The sequence below is a fragment of the Pseudoxanthomonas sp. z9 genome (assembly GCF_006542425.1).
Taxonomy (GTDB): Bacteria; Pseudomonadota; Gammaproteobacteria; order Xanthomonadales; family Xanthomonadaceae; genus Pseudoxanthomonas_A.
In genome coordinates this window covers 208012-224170 of sequence record NZ_VFID01000007.1, presented here as the reverse complement: position 1 = coordinate 224170, position 16159 = coordinate 208012, and the positions used below count along the sequence as shown (strand labels likewise).

The 16159-nt window shown below is 67.9% G+C and carries 16 protein-coding genes and 1 pseudogene; 8 read left to right on the top strand and 9 right to left on the bottom strand.

Going from position 1 to position 16159, the window contains the following annotated elements; all coding sequences use genetic code 11:
- Positions 1-18 precede the first annotated feature (18 nt).
- Positions 19-189, bottom strand: a pseudogene (locus FG323_RS08050) (Xaa-Pro dipeptidase); the annotation flags it as partial.
- Between FG323_RS08050 and FG323_RS19640 the strand changes: the two are divergent.
- Positions 148-288, top strand: coding sequence for a hypothetical protein (locus FG323_RS19640; RefSeq protein WP_181444179.1), 141 nt, complete (start codon positions 148-150; stop codon positions 286-288). The pseudogene FG323_RS08050 and the gene FG323_RS19640 sit on opposite strands and share 42 nt — an antisense overlap.
- 109 nt (positions 289-397) lie before the next feature.
- Here the strand turns inward: FG323_RS19640 and pepQ are convergent, their stop codons facing one another.
- From pepQ to rph, 7 genes are all read right to left on the bottom strand, one after another.
- The gene (pepQ, locus tag FG323_RS08045; RefSeq protein ID WP_141454008.1) at positions 398-1738 is read right to left on the bottom strand and encodes a Xaa-Pro dipeptidase; all 1341 of its coding nucleotides are present in this window, start codon (positions 1736-1738) and stop codon (positions 398-400) included.
- A gap of 68 nt (positions 1739-1806) precedes the next feature.
- Complete coding sequence (locus tag FG323_RS08040) at positions 1807-2151, bottom strand: PilZ domain-containing protein (protein ID WP_141454007.1); 345 nt, start codon at positions 2149-2151, stop codon at positions 1807-1809.
- Positions 2148-4490, bottom strand: a complete 2343-nt coding sequence (locus FG323_RS08035; RefSeq protein WP_141454006.1) for a DUF1631 domain-containing protein — start codon at positions 4488-4490, stop codon at positions 2148-2150. The genes FG323_RS08040 and FG323_RS08035 overlap by 4 nt, the downstream gene beginning before the upstream one ends.
- Before the next feature lie 159 nt (positions 4491-4649).
- On the bottom strand, positions 4650-5804 hold the full coding sequence (gene hemW, locus FG323_RS08030) for a radical SAM family heme chaperone HemW (protein ID WP_181444125.1): 1155 nt from the start codon (positions 5802-5804) through the stop codon (positions 4650-4652).
- 48 nt (positions 5805-5852) lie between these two features.
- Positions 5853-6443 carry an RdgB/HAM1 family non-canonical purine NTP pyrophosphatase gene (gene rdgB / locus FG323_RS08025; protein ID WP_141454004.1) on the bottom strand — a complete coding sequence of 197 codons (591 nt, stop codon included), beginning with the start codon at positions 6441-6443 and terminating at the stop codon, positions 5853-5855.
- Positions 6444-6475: 32 nt separating this feature from the next.
- On the bottom strand, positions 6476-6868 hold the full coding sequence (locus tag FG323_RS08020) for a VOC family protein (RefSeq protein ID WP_141454003.1): 393 nt from the start codon (positions 6866-6868) through the stop codon (positions 6476-6478).
- A 42-nt stretch (positions 6869-6910) separates the two neighbouring features.
- Positions 6911-7636, bottom strand: a complete 726-nt coding sequence (gene rph, locus FG323_RS08015; RefSeq protein WP_141454002.1) for a ribonuclease PH — start codon at positions 7634-7636, stop codon at positions 6911-6913.
- 117 nt (positions 7637-7753) lie between these two features.
- Between rph and FG323_RS08010 the strand changes: the two genes are divergently transcribed.
- From FG323_RS08010 to FG323_RS07990, 5 genes are all read left to right on the top strand, one after another.
- A complete protein-coding gene (locus FG323_RS08010) occupies positions 7754-8614 on the top strand; it encodes a YicC/YloC family endoribonuclease (RefSeq protein ID WP_141454001.1) in 861 nt (286 codons plus the stop codon).
- A complete protein-coding gene (gene gmk, locus FG323_RS08005; RefSeq protein WP_141454000.1) occupies positions 8611-9231 on the top strand; it encodes a guanylate kinase in 621 nt (206 codons plus the stop codon). Before FG323_RS08010 ends, gmk begins: the two co-directional genes overlap by 4 nt.
- Before the next feature lie 122 nt (positions 9232-9353).
- Positions 9354-9653 carry a DNA-directed RNA polymerase subunit omega gene (gene rpoZ / locus FG323_RS08000; RefSeq protein ID WP_141453999.1) on the top strand — a complete coding sequence of 100 codons (300 nt, stop codon included), beginning with the start codon at positions 9354-9356 and terminating at the stop codon, positions 9651-9653.
- Between the two features lie 126 nt (positions 9654-9779).
- On the top strand, positions 9780-11951 hold the full coding sequence (locus FG323_RS07995; protein ID WP_141453998.1) for a bifunctional (p)ppGpp synthetase/guanosine-3',5'-bis(diphosphate) 3'-pyrophosphohydrolase: 2172 nt from the start codon (positions 9780-9782) through the stop codon (positions 11949-11951).
- A 155-nt stretch (positions 11952-12106) separates the two neighbouring features.
- Positions 12107-12490: a RidA family protein gene (locus tag FG323_RS07990; protein WP_141453997.1), complete on the top strand. Its 384-nt coding sequence runs from the start codon at positions 12107-12109 to the stop codon at positions 12488-12490.
- A gap of 35 nt (positions 12491-12525) precedes the next feature.
- Here the strand turns inward: FG323_RS07990 and FG323_RS07985 are convergent, their stop codons facing one another.
- The gene (locus FG323_RS07985; protein ID WP_141453996.1) at positions 12526-13569 is read right to left on the bottom strand and encodes an AraC family transcriptional regulator; all 1044 of its coding nucleotides are present in this window, start codon (positions 13567-13569) and stop codon (positions 12526-12528) included.
- Between the two features lie 168 nt (positions 13570-13737).
- Between FG323_RS07985 and FG323_RS07980 the strand changes: the two genes are divergently transcribed.
- Together FG323_RS07980 and FG323_RS07975 are read left to right on the top strand one after the other, a co-directional pair.
- Complete coding sequence (locus FG323_RS07980) at positions 13738-14949, top strand: parallel beta-helix domain-containing protein (protein WP_255470104.1); 1212 nt, start codon at positions 13738-13740, stop codon at positions 14947-14949.
- Between the two features lie 5 nt (positions 14950-14954).
- On the top strand, positions 14955-16142 hold the full coding sequence (locus tag FG323_RS07975; RefSeq protein WP_255470103.1) for an SO2930 family diheme c-type cytochrome: 1188 nt from the start codon (positions 14955-14957) through the stop codon (positions 16140-16142).
- Positions 16143-16159 lie beyond the last annotated feature (17 nt).

Below are 16159 nucleotides of genomic sequence, written 5' to 3'. Positions count from 1 at the left end.
CCACAGGGGGATAGGTCATCAATCCGCCGCGAAGGCGGGGCGGGTCAGGTTGAGCGGGTCGCCATCGGTGCAGAGGACTTCATCCTCGATGCGGATGCCGCCGTAGGGACGGGACGCATCCACCCGCGCCCAGTCGATGCTGTCGGCGTGATCGTTTTTCCTCACCTCGTCGAGCAGCATGTCGATGAAAGGGAAGACGACGTGGTCATCACCGCCGATGGCCATCGCGTGCTGACCGATGGCCTGGCCCGCAGCGCCGAGGAAATCGAAGCGGCGATGGCCGGCTGAAACCCGTCCAGACCCCGCCTGTGGCGTGGGAGCGGCGTAAGTCGCGAATCCTTACCCGGAGGCAGGAAAAGCACCGCGACTTACGTCGCTCCCACAGGGGGAGAGGTCATCAATCCACCGCGAAGGCGGGGCGGGTCAGGTTGAGCGGGTCGCCATCGGTGCACAGGACTTCATCCTCGATGCGGATGCCGCCGTAGGGACGGAACGCGTCCACCCGCGCCCAGTCGATGCTGTCGGCGTGGCCGTTCTTCTTCACTTCGTCCAGCAGCATGTCGATGAAGTAGATGCCCGGCTCGATGGTCACCACCATGCCCGGTTCCAGCGTCCGGGTCATGCGCAGGTAGGGATGGCCTTCCGGACGCGGGATGCGGCCGCCGCGATCGCTTTCGGCGAAACCGGCCACATCGTGTACCTGCAGGCCGATCGGATGGCCCAGGCCGTGCGGGAAGAACGCGAAGCTGACGCCGCTGGCCAGCGCTGCCTCCGGCGACACCTTCAACACGCCGAAATCCTTGAGGATGCCCATCAGGCGCAGGTGCGCGTCCAGGTGCAGCTGCTTGTAGTCCACGCCTGCGCGTACCGCCCTGCCCAGCGTGATCTGCGCCTGGTCGACCGCGTTGACCAGGGCCTGGAATTCGCCGGCCGGATCGGCCGCGTAGGTGCGGGTGATGTCGCTGGCGTAGCCGTGGAAGCTGGCGCCGGCGTCGATGAGGAAACTGCGCGGCGCGGCAGGCGCCTGGCGGTCCAGTTCCATGTAGTGCAGCACGGCGCCGTGTTCGTTGAGCGCCACGATGTTGCCGTAAGGCAGCTCGGCGGGATCCTGGCCGACCGCTGCGCAGTAGGCCATGTGGATGGCGAATTCGCTCCTGCCTTCGCGGAACGCCGCTTCCGCCGCGCGATGCCCGCGCACCGCCAGCCGCTGCGCCTCGCGCATCAGCGCGATTTCGTAAGCGGACTTGTACGAGCGTTGGTATTCCAGATAGTTGACCACCGCTTCCGGGTTGTTGGGCTGGTAATCGCCCAGCGCGCTCTGCGGTTCGCCGAGGATGGCGCAGCGCGCCGCTGGGCCGGGCAGCAGCGCCAGCGCGTCGGCGGGCTTGCGGATGACGTGGATGTCGAAATGATCCACCCACCAGCCGGTCGGCGCGGCCGGCACCACGTGCCAGTAGTCGAAGGGCTGGTGGTAGATCACCTTCGGGCGCTGGCCGGGCGTGTACACCAGCCAGCTGTCGGGCACCCGCGTCAGCGGCAGCCAGGCCTTGAACTGCGGATTGACCGCGTACGGATAGTCGCGGTCGTCGAATACCTGGTAGTGCAGGCCGCCACTGGGCACCACCAGGTGATCGAAACCGCCACGCGCCAGCGCTTCCTCGGCGCGCCGCTTCATCAACGCCAGGTGCTCGGCGTACAGCGGGACGAGTTCGGTGGCCTGGGGGGCGGAGGCGTTCATGAGGGCGACTCTTGCGGGCGAAACCCGCATTTTGCCGCATCCGCGCCCGCCTTTCCCGTGACCTTCGCTCAGCTCGCGCCGGGTGCGTTCACCCACGCGCGCAGGGTTTCCAGCGAAGCGGGTTCGATGGTCAGGAACCGCAGGCCGGCGAAACCCTGTCCGGGCGTGTTGGCCTCGGCCATCCAAAGCACGTGCGCGCCGACATCGATCGGCACTTCGCGGCCGCCGCCCGGGCGAAGGTGGAAACGCAACTGGTAGATCGCGTCCTCCACCACCGGCGCGCTGGCGAGCAGCAGCATGCCCGACTCGGAAACATTGCCCAGGCGGCCGATCAGCTGGTCGGCGAAGGTATCCATCACCGCGACCGGCTCGGGCACGTTGCGGCGGCGGGCACGGCGGAATTCCTGGATCATGCGCCGTTTCCTCCGATGTCCGCGGCCTTGCCCATTCCGGTGAGGCTGCGCAGCGCGCGCAGCGTGGCGTTCCAGGCGCGGTCGATCAACCGGCCCTTGTCTTCGGTCACGACCTGCGCCTGGCCCTGGGCCATCAGCCGGGCCAGGCTGTCCAGCGTGTGCTCGCCGGTGCGCTGGCCGCGCTGGTTGACGAACAGCGCGTGGCCAGTGACCGGGCTGAACCATGACAGCCGCTGGCGCTGCACGTCGCCCTGCTGGTTGAGGGTGAATTCGAACCAGGTGCCGTACGGCAGCGAGCGGAGCAGGTCGTAGCACTCCTGTTCCCGGGGCGAGCGTGGCTGGATCGGCTCGCGCCGGATCATGTTCTGCTCGCCCAGGCGCGCGCGCGCCTTCAGCTTGGCGGTCAGTTCGGTGCGCGAGGTCCCATCGTCCTCGCCGTCGGCGCTGGACAGGCGGCGGGCGATGGCCTGCGCCTCGTCCTCGTGGTAGCCCACCTGCAACAGCGCCTTCTCGATCCGCGCCGGCAACTGCGGATCCTTGGGCGCGTCCGCAGGCGCGGTGGTGGCGGCGACGATCTGCAGGGTGGTCTGCAGTTGTTCGGTCCACTCGTCCGAATTCTCGCCCTGGCGCAACTGGGTCAGGGTCAGCACGTCGGCCCAGGCCTGGTTGACCAGCGCCTGCACGAAACGCGGCGGCTGCTGATCGTTGAAGGCGGTCTCGATGGTTTCGCTCGCGCGCTGCTTGGCGATTTCCAGCCGTTCCTTGCCGCGCGCGGCCTCGATGTGCCGGCGTTCGGCCAGTTCGGCCTTGCGCGCCGCGGCTTCCAGATGCCGCTGCACCTCGGTGTTGGCCTGGGCGAATACCGCTTCATCGCCCTGGTAGTGCTTGACCACGAAGTCCACCGACTGGTGCAACTGGTGCAGCAGGCGCGGATCCAGATCATCGTCGGTCTGCCAGGTGGCGCCGGATTCGGCCACCGCGTTGAGCAGTTCGCGGGCCGGATGTTCCGGACGCAGGAAGAATTCGCGATCGCGCAGGGCAACCTGCGCCAGCGGCACCTGCAGGCGGGTCAGCAGGTCGCTGGCCGGCGACTCCGGGCGCACCTCGCGCTCGACTTCGTTGTAAAGCAGGCCCAGCAGCTCGAAGGTGTCCGAGTCCGGCGCCGCCAGGGCGGCCTGGGCGCCATGTTGCTGGCGCATCCGCGCGACCAGCGCTTGCTGGATGTCCTTCAGGCTCCGCTTGGGTTGGCCCTCGATGCGCGGGGCGGCCGTGCCCTGCAGGGCCTGCAGCGCGGACAGCACTTCCGGGGTCGGCACCAGCTTGCGGATGCCGTCGGCGGCAGCGCCCGCCGGCATCGCCGGGCTGCCGGGGATGTTTCCCGCCGGCGCGCCGGCGGCGCCGGTCTCCGCTCCGGCGAAGCGGGCGGCGGCCGGCTCGCTGAAGCGCGCGGTCGCCTGGCGGCGGACCGCCAGCAATTGCTGCAGGAGCTCGAAACTGGGGCCGTCGCCAGCCGCTCCCCGGCCGCCCGGGGCATCCGGAAGCGGTGGCGGGGTGGCGCCGGGCACGGGCGTGGGGATGGTCCAGGCCGACGGCGTGGACGGGCCGTGCCAGCCGGTGAGCGGCTTGTTCGCGTCGGCGCGCCCGGCGGCGCGGGCCGCATCGGCGCCGGCGCGCGCGGGCGAGGCCGCATCCACCGCCCGGGTACGCCGGGGCAGGTAGACGAGGCCGGGCAGCACGCCTTCCTGCGACAGGTACTGGTTCAGCGTTTCCGCCCACTCCTGATAGTTGGCCATCACCTTGTGATCGAAGGTGCGGTAAAGGAGCAGGCGCTCCTCCAGATCCAGTTCCAGGGTGCGCGCGGCCAGCTTGAGCATCCGGCACAGGCCCTGCGGTCCGACCGGCAGGCGTTCGTTGTCGAAGGCGGGCGCGCCGCCGAGGGCGCCGAAACGCTGGCCCAGCAGCAGCAGCGACTGGGAGGCGCGGGCCTCGTGCCGGCGGGCGATGTCGCTGAGGACGATCTCCTCGTCCATCGCGGCGTCTTCCACAAGGGTCAGGGTGCGGAACTCGAGCCCGGTCGGTGCGGGCGCGCGGGCGCGCGACGGCGGCGTGCGGACGGCGGCCAGTTCCGCTTCCAGCGCGAACATGAAGTGCGGGACGAACTCGCCGCGATTGCGCTGGAACGCCCGCAGGTTGCTGAAGAATTCGGCCTGGCGGTTGTCGCTGCGGGCCTGTTCGGCCTGCTTGAACAGGGCCTGTTCGTACTCCGGCAGCATCGCGTTGAGCGACTGGATGACGTCGCTCGAGATGTGATCGAAGAAGCCGCGGAGAAGCTTGCGCACGCGCGGCGGCAGCGATGCGCCGGCGAGGCTGCCTGCGGCACTGGGCGGTGGTGGTGGTATCGCGGTCACGGCGTGGTGGATCTCCCCTGAGGCGACAATTATCACAACATTTTCGGAATCGTGGCCGCCCGGGCGTGGGGGAGGGGTGATGGCGGGCCGTCAATCGGCCAGGAAGGCCGATACGACGTCGTTGGTGAAGCGCCTGCCCAGTTCGGTCGGGATGAGCCGGTCCCCTTCGCGCCGCAGCCACCCGGCCGCCATGACCCGCGCCAGCGGCGCTTCCATGGCGGCCAGCGGAAGCCCGGTGCCGTGTTCGAAATCGGCCACGCGAAATCCCTCGTGCAGGCGCAGCAGGTTCAGCATGTACTCGAACGGACGCTGTTCCGGTGCGATGCGGTCGTCGCCGCCCAGCGCCTGCGCGGTCCCGGCCACCGCCAGGTAGGCGGTGGGATGCTTGACCTTCCAGCGGCGCAGGATTGCCTGCTCCGCGCCCAGGCTGATCTTGCCGTGCGCGCCGGCGCCGATGCCCAGGTAATCGCCGAAGCGCCAGTAGTTCAGGTTATGCGCGCATTGCCGGCCCGCCCGGGCATAGGCGCTGATCTCGTAGTGGCCGAACCCGGCCTCGGCCAGCAGCGCCTGGCAATGCGCCTGCATCTCCCAGGCGCCGTCGTCGTCGGGAATGCCCTGCGGCGGGCGGGCGAAGAAGATCGTGTTCGGTTCCAGGGTGAGCTGGTAATGGGAAATATGCGCCGGCTGCAGGGCGAAGGCGCGTTCCAGATCGCGCTCGGCCATCGCCAGGGTCTGGTCGGGCAGGGCGTACATCAGGTCCAGGTTGAAGTTGTCGAAACCCGCGTCCTGCGCCAGCTTCACCGCCGCCTCGGCCTCGCCGCTGTCGTGGATGCGGCCGAGCCGCTGCAGGCAACCATCGTCGAAGCTCTGGATGCCGAAGCTGATGCGGTTGACCCCGGCCGCCAGGTAGCGGTCGAAGCGGCCGTGCTCGGCGGTGCCCGGATTGGTTTCCAAGGTGACTTCCAGCCCCGGCGCGAACCGCAGCCGCGCCGCGGCGGCCTGCAGGAAGCGGTCGATGGCCTCCGGCGGGAACAGGCTCGGCGTGCCGCCGCCGAAGAACACCGAATGCACGGTGCGGCCCCAGACCAGCGGCAGGTCGAAATCCAGATCCCGGATCAGCGCGTCGACGTAATCGTCGAACGGCAGCGGCCCCTTGCCCTGGTGCGAGTTGAAGTCGCAATAAGGGCATTTGCGGACGCACCAGGGCAGGTGCACGTACAGCGACAGCGGCGGCGGAATCAGCATGGCCGGCACATTGTCGCATCCCGCCGCCGGCGGGATGCCGGTTTGCGGTCAGGCGCGCGCCAGGCGCTCGCGCAGCGCGGCCAGGGCGCGGCCGCGGTGGCTGATGCGGTTCTTCAGCGCCACTTCCAGTTCCGCCGCCGAGCGGCCCAGTTGCGGATCCAGGAACACCGGGTCATAGCCGTGGCCGCCGGTGCCGCGGCGCTCGCGCAGGATGCGCCCGCGCCATTCGCCTTCCACGATCAGCGGCTGCGGGTCGTCGGCGTGGTGCAGCAGCACCAGCACGCAGTAGAAATGCGCGGTCCGCTGCGCGTCGGGAACGTCCCTGAGCGCGTCCAACAGCTTGTCGATGTTGCGGCTGGCATTGCCGTGCTCGCCGGCATAGCGGGCCGAATACAGGCCGGGCGCGCCGTTGAGGGCGTCCACGCAGATGCCGGAATCGTCGGCCAGCGCGGGCAGCCCGGTCAGGCGGGACGCGTGGCGTGCCTTGATCAGCGCGTTCTCGACGAAGGTAGTGGCGGTTTCGTCGGCGTCGGTGACGCCGAGATCGGATTGCGCGATCAGCTCGATGTCGGTATCGGCCAGCAGGTGGCGCAGTTCCTCGAGCTTGCCGGCGTTGGAGGAGGCGAGTACCAGTTTCACGGGTGGGGATCCGTCAGGGGGATTCGGAGGTATCAGGATTCGAGCTGCAGCAGGTCCCAGCGGTTGCCGTACAGATCGCGGAACACCGCGACCGTGCCGTAGCTTTCCTCGCGCGGGGCTTCCAGGAATTCCACGCCTTGCGCCAGCATCCGCGCGTGATCGCGATGGAAGTCGTCGGTCTGCAGGAAGAAGCCGACCCGCCCGCCGGTCTGGTCACCGATGCGCGCGCGCTGGGCGTCGTTGCCGGCCATGGCCAGCAGCAGGCAGGTTTCCCGCGAGCCGGGCGGTGCCACCCGTACCCAGCGCTTGCCGCCCCCCTGGTCGGTGTCCTCGCGCAACTCGAAGCCCAGTGCATTGGTGTAGTGGGCGATGGCCCGGTCATAGTCGTCGACCACGACGGTGATCAGGCTGAGCGTCTGGCGCATCGGACGGGATCCGGTTGGCGTGGGGAGGCTGTTCCGGCGGGATCAGCCGGCCAGAGCGGCCTGCTGGGCCGCGAACAGTTCGGCGGTGCCCTTCCCGCCCAGCGCGAGCAGCGCGTCGAGTTCGTCGCGGCGGAACGCATGCCCTTCGGCGGTGCCCTGCAGCTCGATGAAGCCGCCGCCATCGTTCATGACGATGTTCATGTCGGTGTCGCAGTCGCTGTCCTCGGCGTAGTCCAGGTCCAGCACCGGCGCGCCGCGGTAGATGCCCACCGAGACCGCGGCGACCGCGCCGAGCAGCACGTCGCGCTTGATTTCATTGCGCTGGCGCAGCCAGCCGATCGCATCGGCCAGCGCCACGTAGGCGCCGGTGATGGCGGCGGTGCGGGTGCCGCCGTCGGCCTGGATCACGTCGCAGTCCAGGGTGATGGTACGTTCGCCCAGCGCGGCGCGATCCACGCAGGCGCGCAGGGCGCGGCCGATCAGGCGCTGGATTTCCAGCGTGCGTCCGCCCTGCTTGCCGCGCGAGGCTTCACGATCGCCACGGGTATGGGTGGCGCGCGGCAGCATGCCGTATTCGGCGGTGATCCAACCCTCGCCCTTGCCGCGCAGGAACGAGGGCACCTTGTTCTCGACGCTGGCGGTGCACAGCACCCGGGTCTCGCCGAAGCGAATCAGTACCGAGCCTTCGGCGTGGCGCGTGTAGCCACGCTCGATGCGGACCTCGCGCATCTGATCGGGAAGGCGGCCGCTGGGACGAAGGACGGACATGCAGGGAACTCGGCTGGAGGAAGGAACGGACGACCGCGTGGGCCGGATGGCCCGCCGATTCGGCCGACCGGGGCGCGCTAGGGTACCATTCGCGCTTTCGATCCGACCGGGTTCCCCATGATCCGCAGCATGACCGCCTTCGCCGCCGTCGAACGCGCCACTTCCGGTGGCACGCTGACCGGCGAACTGCGCGCGGTCAACCATCGTTTCCTTGAATTGGGCACGCGCCTGCCCGAGGAACTGCGCGCGCTGGAACCGGCGCTGCGCGAACGCGTGTCCACGCGGGTGTCGCGCGGCAAGCTGGATTTCGCCCTGCGCCTGCGCGCGCCGGAAGGCGAGGGCGCGCTGCAGGTCAATCCCGCGCTGGTCGCGCAGTTGTCCGAGCTGGCGCTGGACCTGCATGCGCGGTTCCCGGCCCTGCGCACGGAGTTCACCGATCTGCTGCAGTTCCCCGGCGTGGTGCAGAGCAAGGTGGTGGATCAGGCGGTCTTGCAAGCCGAAGCGCTGGCGCTGGTGGACGCGGTGGTCGAGCAGTTCGTCGCCGCCCGCGAGCGCGAGGGGCAGAAGCTGGTCGCCGCCATCCTGGAGCGCGTCGACGCGATCGCCGCCCGTGCCGCAGAAGTGCGCGAACTGCTGCCGATCATCCGCGCCGGCCAGCGACAGAAGCTGGAGGCGCGGCTGGCCGAGCTGTCCCAGCCCGCCGATCCCGGCCGGCTGGAGCAGGAACTGGTGTTGTGGTTGCAGAAGCTGGACGTGGACGAGGAACTGGACCGGCTGGACAGCCACGTCAAGGAGATCCGCCGCGTCCTCAAGCAGGCCGAGCCGGTCGGTCGCCGGCTGGACTTCCTGCTGCAGGAATTCAACCGCGAGGCCAACACCCTGGGTTCGAAGTCGGTGGACACGCGCACCACCAACCTGGCGGTGGAACTGAAGGTCCTGATCGACCAGATCCGCGAACAAGTGCAGAACATCGAATGAGCCGCCGCGGCACCCTCTACATCGTTGCCGCGCCCTCGGGCGCCGGCAAGAGCAGCATCGTCAACGCCGTGCTGGCGCGGGATCCGGAAATCGCCCTGTCGATTTCCTTCACCTCGCGCGCGCCGCGCCCGGGCGAGCGCCATGCCCAGCATTACCACTTCATCAGCGCCGACGAGTTCCAGTCGATGATCCGCGCCGGCGACTTCTTCGAGTACGCGCGGGTCCACGGCGACTGGAAGGGCACCGCCCGGCAGTCGGTGGAACCGCAGCTGTGCGCCGGCAAGGACGTGCTGCTGGAAATCGACTGGCAGGGCGCGCGCCAGGTGCGCGAAAAAGTGCCCGACGCGGTCAGCGTGTTCATCCTGCCGCCCTCGCGCGACGCGCTGGAGCAGCGCATGCATGCGCGCGGCCAGGACAGCGAGGAGGTGATCCAGCGCCGGCTGGCCGCCGCCCGCGAGGAGATGTCGCACTACGACGAGTTCGACTACGTGATCGTCAACGACGTGTTCGACACCGCCTGCGACCAGATGCATGCCATCTTCACCGCCAGCCGCCTTCGCCGTGAGGCCCAGCAGCAGCGGCATGAGGCGCTGATCGGGGCCCTGCTGGCCGAATAGGGCCCTGCGGGACGCTAACTGACTGATTTGTAAAGAAACGGTTGCCTCGGGCCGGCCGAGGCCGTACAATCGCCGCCCCTTTCCCTATTCATCGCGCGACCCCTGGGTCGCCGGGAGCCCGCATGGCCCGCATCACCGTCGAAGATTGCCTGGAAGTCGTCAACAACCGTTTCGAACTGGTCACGATGGCCGCCAAGCGCGCCCGCCAGCTCGCCAATGGCGTCGAGTCCACCATCGACAACAGCGAAACCGCCGACAAGCCCACCGTGCTGGCGCTGCGTGAAATCGCCGCCCGCAAGATCGACAACGATCTGATCGACCGCGTCGAGAAGGCCGAGCGCGAGCGCGCCGAGCGCGAGGCACTGGAATGGGCCGCCGCCGAAGTGGTCGCCGACGAGGACATGTCCAAGGGCGACGACTGACGCCGGGCGCCGCCCCGTCACCCGAGGTCGGCACCGCCAAGTCACACTCATCGGAAAGCCCGCGCGAGCGGGCTTTCCGCGTTTTCCGGGTTTGCCGTACCGCCACGTCTGCACTAGGCTGGCGGCATGAACCCAGGCCGTACCGCCAAGGCGCTCCGCACCCCCGCTTCATCGCGCAACGATGGCGTGCCGGACTATCTCGCCCAATTCGAAAAGACCGCCCGCTACCTGCCGAAGGAACAACTGCCGCTGCTGCGCCGCGCATGGGAAGTCGGCGCCGCCGCGCATGAAGGCCAGACCCGCAAGTCGGGCGAGCCCTACATCACCCATCCGGTCGCGGTGGCCGGCGTGCTGGCCGAACTGGGCATGGACGCGGAGACCCTGATCGCCGCGATCCTGCATGACACCATCGAGGACACCCCGCTCACCCGCGAGGCGATCGCCGGCGAGTTCGGCGAATCGGTGGCGGAACTGGTGGATGGCGTCACCAAGCTGGACAAACTGAAATTCCGCGACCGCCAGGAGGCCGCCGCCGAGAGTTTCCGCAAGATGCTGCTGGCGATGTCGCGCGATCTGCGCGTCATCATGATCAAGCTGGCCGATCGCCTGCACAACATGCGCACGCTGGGCGCGCAGAGCGCCGAGGCCCGCCAGCGCATCGCCCGCGAGACCCTGGAAATCTACGCGCCGATCGCCCAGCGGCTGGGCATGAACCTGGTCAAGTCGGAGCTGCAGGATCTCGGCTTCCGCGCGCTGCACCCGTGGCGGCACGCGGTGATCGAGAAGCACATCCGCAGCCAGCCGGTCATGCGCCGGGAATCGATGGCGCAGATCGAGGCGCACCTGTCCCAGCGACTTACCAAGGAGGGCATCGAGCATCGCCTGGTGAGCCGCATCAAGACGCCGTGGAGCATCTACAACAAGATGCGCGCGGAAGGCAAAAGCTTCGACCAGGTGATGGATGTGTTCGGCTTCCGCGTGGTGGTCGATTCGGTGCCCGCCTGCTACCACGCCCTTGGCGCGGTGCACGCCCAGTACAAGCCGCTGGACGGGCGCTTCCGCGATTTCATCGCCATTCCCAAGGCCAACGGCTACCAGTCGCTGCACACGGTGCTGTTCGGCCCCTACGGTTCGCCGATCGAGGTGCAGATCCGCACCCAGGAAATGGATCTCATCGCCGAACGCGGCATCGCCGCGCACTGGACCTACAAGTTCGGCACCGATTCGCCGAACAGCGCGCAGAACCGCGCGCATGCCTGGATCAGCGAACTGATCGACAACCAGCGCGCCGCCGGCTCGTCGCTGGAGTTCCTGGAGAACGTCAAGGTCGATCTGTTCCCGGACGAGGTCTACCTGTTCACGCCCAAGGGCAAGATCCTGTCCCTGCCGCGCAACTCCACCGCGCTGGACTTCGCCTATGCCGTGCATACGGATGTCGGCAACCAGGCGGTGGCTTCGCGCGTGGACAAGAAACTGGTGCCGTTGCGCACCAAGCTGGCCAGCGGCCAAAGCGTGGAGATCATCACCGCCAAGTCCGCCGCGCCCAAGCCGCAGTGGCTGGAGTTCGTGGTCACCAGCAAGGCCCGTACCGCGATCCGCCACCAGCTCAAGCAGTTGGAGCACGAGGATGCCGTGCAACTGGGGCATCGCATGCTGGATCGCGCGCTGGAGGAATTGGACAGTTCGCTGGAGCGGTTGCCGCAGCAGCGTCTGGACACCTTCCTGGCCGAGCACCGCTATCCGCGCCTGGAAGCGTTCCTGGCCGACATCGCGCTCGGCAACTGGATGCCGGGGCAGGCCGCGCAGGCCCTGACCGCGCACGCCGAACTGCGTGCCGGCGCGCATTCGCGCCACTCGCAGGAAAAGATCCTGATCAAGGGCACCGAGCGTGGCGTGGTCAGCTTCGCCAATTGCTGCCAGCCGATTCCCGGCGACGAGATCATGGGTTACCACACCGCCGGCAAGGGCATCGTGGTGCACCGGATGGACTGCCCCAATGTCGTCGAATTCCGCAAGTCGCCCGAGCGCTGGGTGCCGATCGCCTGGGACGCCAACGTCACCGGCGACTACGACGCCTCGCTGTTGATCGATGTGGAGAACCGCCCCGGCGTGTTGGCCCAGGTCGCCGCGGCGGTGGCCAAGAGCCAGTCCAACATCGAACGGGTCGAATACCTGGAGCGCGACATCAACGTGGCGGTGCTGCGTTTCTCCATCCAGGTCCGCGATCGCAACCACCTGGCCGAAGTCATGCGCCGCCTGCGCCGCCTCAACGTCGTCCACGGCGTCCGCCGGCAATAGCCCGGATTCCCTTCTGTGGGAGCGACGTGAGTCGCGATTGCGGTCGCCCGGAACCTCCTCGTCGCGACTCACGTCGCTCCCACAAGGGGATGGCGTGTACCGTGCCGGATTGCTGGCTCGGTTAAAATCCCCGCCTTTCCCGTCAGGAGCGCCCCATGAGCAAGCAGATCGTCCACACGGAACAGGCGCCCGCCGCCATCGGCCCGTACTCGCAGGCCGTGCGCGCCGGCAACACCGTGTATTTTTCCGGGCAGATTCCACTGGATCCGGCCACCGGCAACCTGGTCGAGGGCGACATCGAGGCGCAGGCGCGCCGTGCGTTCGACAATCTCAAGGCCGTGGCCGAGGCGGCCGGCGGCTCGCTGGGTGACGTCGTTCGCCTGGGCCTGTATCTGACCGACCTGGGCGAGTTCGCCAAGGTCAACGCGGTGATGCAGGACTACTTCCAGGCGCCGTTCCCCGCCCGTTCCACCATCGAAGTGGCCGGCCTGCCCAAGGGCGCGGCGTTCGAGGTCGATGCGGTGATGGTGCTGGGCTGATCGATCGCCGTTGATCCCCGGCGACCGGCGCGCGATCACACCATCCGATCGCGCGCCTCGCTGGGCGTGTGCCCGGTCCAGCGCTTGAACGCGCGACGGAACTCGCGCACGTCGTTGAAGCCCAACTGGGCGCCGATGTAGGCGATAGTCAGCTCGCGATCCTGCAGCAGTTCCAGCGCCCGGTCGGTGCGCACCCGATCGTGGATGTCGCTGAAGCGCTGGCCTTCGTCGGACAGCTGCCGGCGCAGGGTGCGCTCGCTGAGGTGCAGCGCGGTCGCGATCTCGGTCATCTGCGGATTCTCGCGCAGGCGCGGCCGCAGTTGCCGTTCCACCGCCGCGGTCGCCTCGCCCGAGGTCGCCACCGCCGCCAGTTGCGCGTGGCACAGCGCCAGCACCTGCTGCGAGCCGACCGGGTTGTAGCTGGTGAACGGCAGCGAGAACCAGCTGCGATCCACCAGCATCCGGTTCTGGTTCTGGCGGAACCGCACCTCGCATTCGAACATCCGGCTGTACTTGCTGGCGTAGGCCGGAGCGGGGTAGGTCAGGTCCAGCCGCACCGGATGGAATTCCGGGCCGGCCAGTTCCCGCGCCAGCATCAGCACGCTGGAAAACATCTCCTCGCACAGGAACGGCAGGATCTCCGGCAGATCCAGCGGAGTGGTCGCCACCACCGACACCACGTCGGGATCTTCCTGCAGCAACTGCAGGTCCATCAGCGGCCCCAGGTTGCGCTGGTAGGTCAGGCCGATGTTGACCGCCTCGCCGAAGTTGGGCGCCATCCGCATCGCCAGGCCCAACAGGCCGAAGTTGGCGCCGTTCTGGTTGCCGCCCAGGGTCAGGCCGACGTCCTCGATGGGCAGGGTCGGCAACGCGCGGCGGATGACCTCGGTCGCCTGCCGGTAGGAAACCCGTGCCAGTGGATCCTGGATCTCGCGCGGGGTCAGGCGGAGTCCGCTGAACCAGGACTCGCAGTTCACGCCCAACTCGCCCGCCAGCAGCACCAGGCTGCACAGCATGTTGGTCGGCAGATTGGCGATGGACAGGCGATTGCCCCCGTCCAGACCCAGTTTACGGCGCATCGAAGCCCCTCCAGCTTGTCCGCTTTGCCCCCCCAAGTATGCCGCTCCTGCCCTACTTCAGGGAAACCAGTGGGACAAGACTCTCAATTACTGAATTCGCACGCGTATGGTGGCCGCCGGCCGCCGCGCGAGGACCGGGGAGGGAACGCGATGCAGCGGACGATGTTGATGGCGGGTCTGGCACTGGCGCTGGTGGCCTGCCAACCGAAGGGCGACGAGCAGGCACCGAAGGCGGATGCGGCCAGCACTGAGTTCGCCCAGAAGCTCCACGAGCGGCTGCTCGACGCCAAGCGCGGCGACGTCATCGAGATTCCCGCCGGCACCTATCACTTCGATCGCAGCCTGACCCTGCGCGCGGACGGCGTGACCATCCGCGGCGCCGGCATGGACAAGACCGTGCTCAGTTTCAAGGGTCAGAAGGCCGGCGCCGAGGGCCTGCTGGTCAACGGTGACGATTTCGCCATCGAGAACCTGACCATCCAGGATTCCAAGGGCGACGGCCTGAAGATCAGCGAATCGGAAAACATCACCATCCGTGGTGTGAAGGTCGAATGGACCGGTGGTCCCAGCACCAAGAACGGCGCCTACGGCCTGTATCCGGTGCTGACGAAGAACGTGCTGATCGAGGATTCGGTGTCCATCGGCGCGTCCGACGCCGGCATCTATGTGGGCCAGTCCGACGGCGTCATCGTGCGCCGCAGCCGCGCCGAGAAGAACGTGGCCGGCATCGAGATCGAGAACACCATCAACGCCGACGTCCACGACAACGTCGCCACCGGCAACACCGGCGGCATCCTGGTGTTCAACATGCCCGGGCTGAAGCAGCAGGGTGGCAACATCCGCGTGTTCAACAACAAGGTCATCGCCAACAACCACGAGAATTTCGGCGCCAAGGGCACGCCGGTGGCCAGCGTGCCGGCCGGTTCCGGCATCGTGGTCAATTCCAACGACGACATCGAGATCTTCGGCAACGAGATTCGCGACAACGCGACCACCAACATCATCATTTCCAGCGTCTATTCCACCGGCTACAAGGATTCGAGCAAGTCGGAAACCTTCGACCCGTATCCGGAGCGTATTTACGTGCATGGCAACAACCTGTCCGGCGGCGGCGATTCGCCCGACGGTTTCGACCTGAAGGCGTTGAAGGTGGCGATGTACGGGTTGCGCGGCAACTTCCCGGACGTGCTGTGGGATGGCTACTTCAACAAGGATCGCAAGGTCGATGGCCAGGCGCGTGGACCGGAAATCTGCCTGCGCGACGTCAGCGGCGTGATCAACGCCGATGGTCCCGGTGGCTACAAGAGCCCGAGCAAGGACACCCGGTCCTATCAGTGCGAACTGCCGCGCCTGCCGGCGGTGGACCTGAAGCGGGGTTGATCACGATGCGGAAGTACCGGGCCGCGTGGATGGCCATCGGCGCGCTGTTGGCCGCCACGTTGATCACGAGCTGCAAACGTCCGCAGGAAGTGACTTTCTTCGCCGAGGGACAGCCGGCCAGTCTGGATGACTGGCACGTGCTGCGCATCGAGGACGGCCGGCTGCGCCTGAACGGCGGCGTCGTGCCCTACGATCTCAACACCCCGTTGTTCAGCGACTACGCGCACAAGCTGCGCACGATCTGGATGCCCAAGGGCAAGGCCGCGGCCTATCGAGCCGACGCCGCGTTCGACTTCCCGGTCGGCACCATCATCAGCAAGACCTTCTACTACCCGTTGCCGGAAGGACAGGCATGGGATGGCCGAACGGTGGCGCGCACGCCGCCGTCTGCCAGCGTGCTGAAGCAGGAATCGCTGGACTTGTCGAAGGTCCGCCTGATCGAAACCCGACTGCTGGTGCGGCGGGAGTCGGGCTGGGTGGCGATGCCATATGTCTGGAACGAGGCGCAGACCGAAGCCACGCTCAAGCGCACCGGCGATCTGATTTCACTGGAACTGGTCGACGCATCGGGCAAGCGCGAGGAAGCGTCCTACCAGGTGCCCGACCAGAACCAGTGCGGCGGTTGCCACATGACCGACAATCGGTCGCGGCAACTGTCGCCGATCGGGCCGAAGGCGCGTCATCTGAACCGGGATTTCGATTATGGCGATGGTCGCGAGAACCAGCTCGCGCACCTGGCGCGCGTCGGCTACCTGACCGGCGCACCCGCGCCCGCGCAGGCACCGCGCGATGCCGACTGGATGGACGCGAACGCCGGCCTCGACGCGCGCGCGCGCGCCTACCTGGACGTCAACTGCGGGCATTGCCACAGTCCGACCGGCCCGGCGATCACTTCCGGCCTATGGCTGGACGCAGGCACGCGGGAGCGCCTGAAGCTGGGCTTCTGCAAGCAGCCGATCGCCGCGGGCAAGGGCACCGGCGATCGGCGGCATGACATCGAGCCGGGCAGGCCGGACGAATCGATTCTCAGCTTCCGCATGGACAGCGCCGATCCGGCGGTGATGATGCCGGAACTGGGACGCTCGGTGGTGCATCGCGAGGGCGTCGAATTGATCGATGCCTGGATTCGCGCGCAACACGGCAGTTGCGATGGGGAGGCGCCGGGGGGAGAAGCGGTACCGGCGTCCATCTGAGGGAAACATCCGTAGGA